Origin of the sequence: Sphingopyxis sp. (assembly GCF_036402335.1) — a bacterium.
Taxonomy (GTDB): domain Bacteria; phylum Pseudomonadota; class Alphaproteobacteria; order Sphingomonadales; family Sphingomonadaceae; genus Sphingopyxis.
This window is the reverse complement of sequence record NZ_DASWTD010000513.1, coordinates 1-5,804: the sequence shown is the minus strand read 5'-3', so window position 1 is coordinate 5,804 and position 5,804 is coordinate 1. Positions and strand designations below refer to the sequence as shown.

Below are 5,804 nucleotides of genomic sequence, written 5' to 3'. Positions count from 1 at the left end.
CGATTTTCCCTGCCCTGCCCGCGCTGCCGCTGGCCGGGAAGGCCATGGCGGCCACCACGCCGCGGCGCCGGCGTCCGACGCTGTCGCGGTCCGAACTCCGGCGCCTCATCGCCGACATGGTCGATTGACCCGAACCCGAGGAACGCACGCATGTCGGCCAATCTGGATTTCTATCTGTCGCAGGCCGAAAAGTGCAGGAGCGAGGCCGCGGCGTCGCTCCTGACCCAGGTCCGCGACCGCAACATGCGGGCCGCGGCCGCCTGGCAGGCGATGGCCGACAAGCTCACCCGCACCGAAAATGCGCGCGCCGAGCGGACCGAGCGCGTCGTCGCCGCCAACGATACCGGGGAAGAAGCGCCGGAGAATTGATCCGGCGGCGCGGACGCGGCGACATTGACCGACCATTTCGAACGGGCGATCGCCAATCGCCCGGCTTCCCCGCCTTCCGGAGAAATATCATGGATATGAACCAGCTTTTCTACCATCACCAGATGGCGTTGATGGAAAGAGCGGCGGCAAGGCGAGCCGGCCTCCGCACTGCAAACTTTGACCTGCGTCGCTATTATGCGAAACGTATCGAGGAATATCGGGCGCGCCGCGGCCTCGAAACCTATTTCCCCGACACCATCGCCGCCAGGTAAATAGCGCCGCTGCGCCAGGAGGCGAAGCCGCCTCTTCGGCTCCGCCGCCCGGCGTCCTTACAATCCGCGGCGCGCGCCCCCATATACCCGGTACCGCGGCACGCACTTCCTGTAGGCCGCCGCGGCTGAGAGACATTCGGCGCTCCCGCTTACGCAAGAGGAGCCGCGTCCATGAAGCCTGCAACCAGCCCCGTCGAATCCCCGTCGCCGCCCGGCGAAACCCCGAAGACGCGGTCGAACAGCTTCTTTCGCAAGAAGCGCACCCCGCTTGCTCGCGACGACGCGCGGCGGCAGGGCGACATCAGCCAGCTCGCCTTCCTGACGATGGGCGGGCGCGACCCTGCGATCGCTTTCCTCAACGCCGAAAATCCGGAGCTCGGCGGCCGCCCGCTCGCCATCGCCACTGCCAGCGACAGCGGCTATGATCGGGTCGCGACCGCGATCCGCGCCTCGGCGCCCGACAAGGACTCGCCACGCGGTCGGGGCTTCGAATGAGCCGCGCGATGAACCTCGCGCTCCCGGAAGCCGAGGTGAAGCAAATCTGCCTGTCGCAGGGCGTCAGCATCAGCGCGATCGAGCCGCTCCCGGCAGGCGGCACCCGCCTGATCTGCACGACACCCGCCGGCGCCGAAGAAATGCGCCTCCGCCTGCGCGGTCACATCATCGACGGCGCGGTCACCCGCCACCGCTTCTACCGTCCACCGGGAGCGCAGGGCGGCTATTAGCCTTCGGCCTGCCCACCCGTATCGCGCTTCGCGCGGCGGCGGCGCCACAGGATCAGCCCGCCGACGCCCAGCCCGAACAGCCCGAACATGCCGGGTTCGGGCACCGGCACCGCGCCGCCGCTCGACGATCCGTCGCCGCCCGAGCTGGTCCCGCCGCCGGTCGAGGTGCCGCCCGACGGCGGGGTCACATAACCGCCCTTGAAGGTGCCGATATGCATCTCGCCATTCTGCTTGAGGTTGCCGAAGACGCCCGATCCCTGGATATAATTGCGCGTCTCGGCATCGGCGAGCGGCGCGAGCACCGACCCGCCCCAGGCCGTCGACAGCGTCAGATCCTCGGCATCGGGGAAGTTCCAGATGACATTCTCGCCAAGGTTGTTGGTGCCGCCGAGGAAATTGTCGTTGAGGTTCACCGTCCGGCCGCTGACGTTGACGATCGCGGTGTCGGCGCCGTTCAGGTTGAACTGGATCTCGCCGATCTTGTCGAGGTCGGCGGCGGTGATGTTGAACACCGCCAGCCCCTGTGCATTCGGCTGCGCGTTGAAGGTGCCGCGGTTGCCCTGCACGGTGAGCTGGCTGTTCGCCGCGAGCGTGCCCATGTCGAACGACAGGCTCGCCATGCTGCTCTTGAGGTCGGCCTTCTGCTGCTGCAGCGCGAGCCCGAAGCCCGGATCGCTGCGGTCGAGGTTCGAGATGACGGTGTTCTGGTTGACGTTGGTGTTGTTGATCATCCCGCCGACCTTGACCGTCTGGTTCGGGCCGTTGAGGTTGAAACCGCTCGTCACATTGCCGCCGACGACCGCGCCCGACCCGTTGTTGAGATTCTTGTGGCCGCCGTTGACGTTGCCGACGACGGTCAGCCCCGGCTGGCCGTTCGCCGAGGTCGTGGCGCGGATGCCATAGTTCGACGAATTGCCGGTCAGGTTGCCGCCGACGAAGGTCCGCCCCTCGACTTCAGACGAGGAATCGAGGTTGCCGAGCACGACGAGATTCCATTCGCGCAGCGCGTCGATCCCGGTGATCGGGCCCGATTGCGCCAGCACGGGAGCGACGATGGCGGTCGCGGCGAGTGCGGCAGGAAGCAGGATGCGGGTCGAAGAAAAAGCCACGGCGTTGTATCCATCGTCGAAAGAAAGGCGCGGGCGCCCTTAGGGTGTTCGCCGGCGATCTTACACCGGTCTGCGATAAACCGTTGTCCCGTAATGAAACAATGGCCTCTGGATACCGCGCAGCCGTGGCAGAATTGCGGCGATACGTCGTCAGCCGATCGAAAGGAAGGCGGTCACCGTCAGCCGCCCCGCGCCCGGATCGGGGGACAGGCCGGCGTCGGGGCCGATTGCGCCGCTGTGGAGGTTGCTGCTGCGGTAGAGGAGCGCGCGGTTGTAGCGCGCCGGCTCGCTGCGGATGCATTCGAACAGCGGCGTGTCGCCGCAGACATAACCGGGCGGCGGCGGGCCGCGGTGGCGCAATTCGGTATCGAGATGGCGAAAGAAGATGTCGCGCCGCGCTTCGTCCACCGTCTCGAACCCCGTCGCCCGATGGCGGTAGAACGCGGTGCCGTCGCCGCCTTCGGGGGACAGGTAATGGACAAGCGCGATACGGTCGGGGGTGAAGGCATCGATATGCGGCAGCCGCTGCGCAATGGTGAGCGCATCGGCGGGGGTCGAGACGATCGAGAAACTCGCGTCGATCACCGTCACCCGCCCCGTCCGGCCAAAGGCTTCGGCGGCCGCCGCGGCGATGAGGGGAAGCTGCGCGGCGAGATAGGATGGCGGCAGCGCGGCGCGGACGCCGGGGTAATGATTGAGGGCCGGAACGAAATCGGCGGCGGCGGCATGGCCGCGAAGCGCATCGGCGTCGGGCGCGAAATCGTCGAGGATGACGAGCGGCTGCGCCTCGGCCCCGATCGTCGCGATCCGGATCGTCACGCAACCTCGGCCAGCGACTGCGGGGTCGAAAAGCGCTGGCGATATTCATTGGGGGACAGGCCGGTGATGCGATGGAATAATTTGCGGAACGCCGCGGCGTCCTCATACCCCACCGACCAGGCGATCTGGTCGACCGTGCGCCGCGTGAATTCCAGCAGTTCGCGGGCCTTGCCGACGCGCAGATGCTGGACATATTCGACCGGGGTCATACCCGTTGCGGCCTTGAACCGGCGCTGGAAGGTGCGCTCCTCCATCCGCGCCTCGCTTGCCATCTCGGCGACCGAAACCGGCCCCGCGCCGCGGGCCTGCAGCCAGTGCTGAACCTTCAGGATCGCCTCGTCGCCATGGTTGAGTTTCGGGGCGAAGCTCGCATAATTCTTCTGCTCGCGTCCCGACGGGTCGATCAGCAGGAAGCGCGCGGTCTCCATCATCACCGTCGGCCCCAGCAATCGTTCGACGATGCGCAGGCCAAGGTCGGTCCACGCCATCAGCCCGCCGGCGGTGACGATATCGCCGTCGTCGACCACCATCCGGTCGGCCTCCATCCGCACGTCGGGAAAGCGTACCCTGAACTCCTCGGCGAAATACCAGTGCGTCGTCGCGGGCCGCCCGGCCAGCAATCCCGTCGCCGCCAGCGCGAACGCCCCGCCGCAATTCGACGCCAGCACCGCGCCCTGCGCATGCCGGTCGAGCAGCCAGCGGGCATAGGGCTCGACCTCGCCGGGCTCGAGCAGCTTGTGCAGACTGCCCGGCGCGATCAGCACCGCCGGCGAATTGCCTGCCGCTTCATCGGGATGGCTGTCGTACCAGCGCGCAAAACCCCCGCCCGGCTCCAGCCGCCAATGGCTGGCGCGGATCGGACGTCGGCCATGATCGACGGCAAAGCGTCCCGCGACGTCGAACAGGTCGGTGATCCCGTGCACCATGCCCATCTGGCAGTCGGGATAGGTCATCATCCCGACCTCGACGAGTGGCACATCGGCGGCGTCCGGCACCTTCAACTTCGGCATGACGGCTCCCCAAATCGCTCAATTGTCGGAATCGGCCCGGATAATGTCGTGTCCGCCAATCCCGATCAAGCACGCATCGCCGTATCTGTTGTTTCACCGGGACGGACACCCGCCCTTCTCGAAACGAAAGGAACCATATCATGACCACGATCACCACCAGCGACGGCACGAACATCTTCTTCAAGGACTGGGGTCCGAAGGATGCCCAGCCGATCGTCTTCTCGCACGGTTGGCCGCTCAGTGCCGACGCCTGGGACGCCCAGATGGTCTTCTTCGCGAACCAGGGCTTCCGCACCATCGCCCACGATCGCCGCAGCCATGGCCGCTCGGATCAGGTCTGGGACAATAACACCATGGACCAGTACGCCGACGATCTCGCCGAACTGATCGAACAGCTTGACCTCAAGGACGTCATCCTCGTCGGCCACTCGACCGGCGGCGGCGAAGTCACCCGCTATATCGGCCGTCACGGCACGAGCCGCGTCGCCAAGGTCGCCCTCATCGGCGCTGTCCCCCCGCTGATGCTCAAGACCGAAGCCAACCCGGGCGGCCTGCCGCTCGACGTCTTCGACGGCATCCGCAAGGGCACGTTCGACAACCGGCCGCAATTCTTCAAGGACCTGACCCTGCCTTTCTACGGCTATAACCGCGACGGCGCGGTGGTCAGCGAGGCGGTGCGCGACGAATTCGTGCGGCAGGGCATGAACGGCGGCCTCAAGGGCCTGCTCGACAGCATCCGCGCCTTTTCGGAAAGCGACTTCAACGAAGACCTCAAGAAGTTCGACAAGCCGACGCTCGTCCTCCACGGCGACGACGACCAGATCGTGCCGATCGGCGCCGCGGCGCTCTCGACCGTCAAGATTGTCAGCCAAGCAGTGCTCAAGGTCTATGAAGGCGGCAGCCACGGCCTCACCGTCACCGAGCAGGACCGCTTCAACGCCGACCTCCTCGACTTCATCAACAGCTGATCGATGCGCGGGCGGCGGCCAGGCCGTCGCCCCTTCAACAGGGAGTAAAGATCATGATCCTCGGCCTCACCATATCGCAGTTCACCGCGCTCCATGTCGCGATCAGCCTGATCGCCATCGCGGCGGGCCTCATCGCCCTTCCCGCCTTCGCGCGCGGCCGTCTCCTCCGCCGCACGACCGATATCTTCCTCTGGGCGACGCTGCTGACCAGCCTCACGGGTTTCCTCTTCCCGATCGTCGCCTTCACCCCCGCGCTCGGCTTCGGCATCCTCTCGACGCTGCTCCTCATCGCGACCTTCACCGCATATTATCGCCGCAAGCTCGCCGGCCGCGCCGCGGCGGTCTATGCGATCACCGCCACGCTGGCGCTCTATCTCAATATGTTCGTGCTGGTGGTGCAGTCGTTCCTGAAAGTGCCCGCGCTCAACGCGCTCGCCCCGAGCGGTACCGAACCGCCCTTCGCGGCGGCGCAGGGCGCCTTGCTGATCGTCATGGCCGGCCTTGGCTATCTGGCAGTCAGATCGAGCCGTCG

At 66.5% G+C, this 5,804-nt stretch carries 9 protein-coding genes; 6 read left to right on the top strand and 3 right to left on the bottom strand.

What is annotated here, in order from left to right:
* Positions 1–150 precede the first annotated feature (150 nt).
* From VGD20_RS16645 to VGD20_RS16630, 4 genes are all read left to right on the top strand, one after another.
* Positions 151–369: a hypothetical protein gene (locus tag VGD20_RS16645; protein ID WP_331135514.1), complete on the top strand. Its 219-nt coding sequence runs from the start codon at positions 151–153 to the stop codon at positions 367–369.
* Between the two features lie 89 nt (positions 370–458).
* A complete protein-coding gene (locus VGD20_RS16640; RefSeq protein WP_331135513.1) occupies positions 459–641 on the top strand; it encodes a hypothetical protein in 183 nt (60 codons plus the stop codon).
* A 171-nt stretch (positions 642–812) separates the two neighbouring features.
* Positions 813–1,136, top strand: a complete 324-nt coding sequence (locus VGD20_RS16635; RefSeq protein ID WP_331135512.1) for a hypothetical protein — start codon at positions 813–815, stop codon at positions 1,134–1,136.
* 8 nt (positions 1,137–1,144) lie between these two features.
* The gene (locus VGD20_RS16630) at positions 1,145–1,366 is read left to right on the top strand and encodes a hypothetical protein (protein ID WP_331135511.1); all 222 of its coding nucleotides are present in this window, start codon (positions 1,145–1,147) and stop codon (positions 1,364–1,366) included.
* Here the strand turns inward: VGD20_RS16630 and VGD20_RS16625 are convergent.
* The 3 genes from VGD20_RS16625 to VGD20_RS16615 form a co-directional block, all read right to left on the bottom strand.
* Positions 1,363–2,475 (bottom strand): choice-of-anchor A family protein, encoded by a 1,113-nt coding sequence (locus VGD20_RS16625; RefSeq protein WP_331135510.1) that lies wholly within the window; start codon positions 2,473–2,475, stop codon positions 1,363–1,365. The two genes, VGD20_RS16630 and VGD20_RS16625, sit on opposite strands and share 4 nt — an antisense overlap.
* A 150-nt stretch (positions 2,476–2,625) precedes the next feature.
* Positions 2,626–3,294 carry a DUF6445 family protein gene (locus VGD20_RS16620; RefSeq protein WP_331135509.1) on the bottom strand — a complete coding sequence of 223 codons (669 nt, stop codon included), beginning with the start codon at positions 3,292–3,294 and terminating at the stop codon, positions 2,626–2,628.
* The gene (locus VGD20_RS16615) at positions 3,291–4,304 is read right to left on the bottom strand and encodes a GlxA family transcriptional regulator (protein ID WP_331135508.1); all 1,014 of its coding nucleotides are present in this window, start codon (positions 4,302–4,304) and stop codon (positions 3,291–3,293) included. Before VGD20_RS16615 ends, VGD20_RS16620 begins: the two co-directional genes overlap by 4 nt.
* A 140-nt stretch (positions 4,305–4,444) precedes the next feature.
* Here VGD20_RS16615 and VGD20_RS16610 point away from each other — a divergent pair, with 140 nt between their 5' ends.
* Both VGD20_RS16610 and VGD20_RS16605 read left to right on the top strand, forming a co-directional pair.
* Positions 4,445–5,272, top strand: a complete 828-nt coding sequence (locus VGD20_RS16610; RefSeq protein WP_331135507.1) for an alpha/beta hydrolase — start codon at positions 4,445–4,447, stop codon at positions 5,270–5,272.
* A gap of 53 nt (positions 5,273–5,325) precedes the next feature.
* On the top strand, positions 5,326–5,804 hold a 479-nt coding region (locus VGD20_RS16605; RefSeq protein ID WP_331135506.1), incomplete at its 3' end, for a hypothetical protein.

Bases quoted from the DNA above. Each gene is read 5' to 3' on its own strand.
- VGD20_RS16645 (WP_331135514.1), top strand. From the start codon at position 151: ATGTCGGCCAATCTGGATTTCTATCTGTCGCAGGCCGAAAAGTGCAGG.
- VGD20_RS16640 (WP_331135513.1), top strand. From the start codon at position 459: ATGGATATGAACCAGCTTTTCTACCATCACCAGATGGCGTTGATGGAA.
- VGD20_RS16635 (WP_331135512.1), top strand. From the start codon at position 813: ATGAAGCCTGCAACCAGCCCCGTCGAATCCCCGTCGCCGCCCGGCGAA.
- VGD20_RS16630 (WP_331135511.1), top strand. From the start codon at position 1,145: ATGAACCTCGCGCTCCCGGAAGCCGAGGTGAAGCAAATCTGCCTGTCG.
- VGD20_RS16615 (WP_331135508.1), bottom strand. From the start codon at position 4,304: ATGCCGAAGTTGAAGGTGCCGGACGCCGCCGATGTGCCACTCGTCGAG.
- VGD20_RS16610 (WP_331135507.1), top strand. From the start codon at position 4,445: ATGACCACGATCACCACCAGCGACGGCACGAACATCTTCTTCAAGGAC.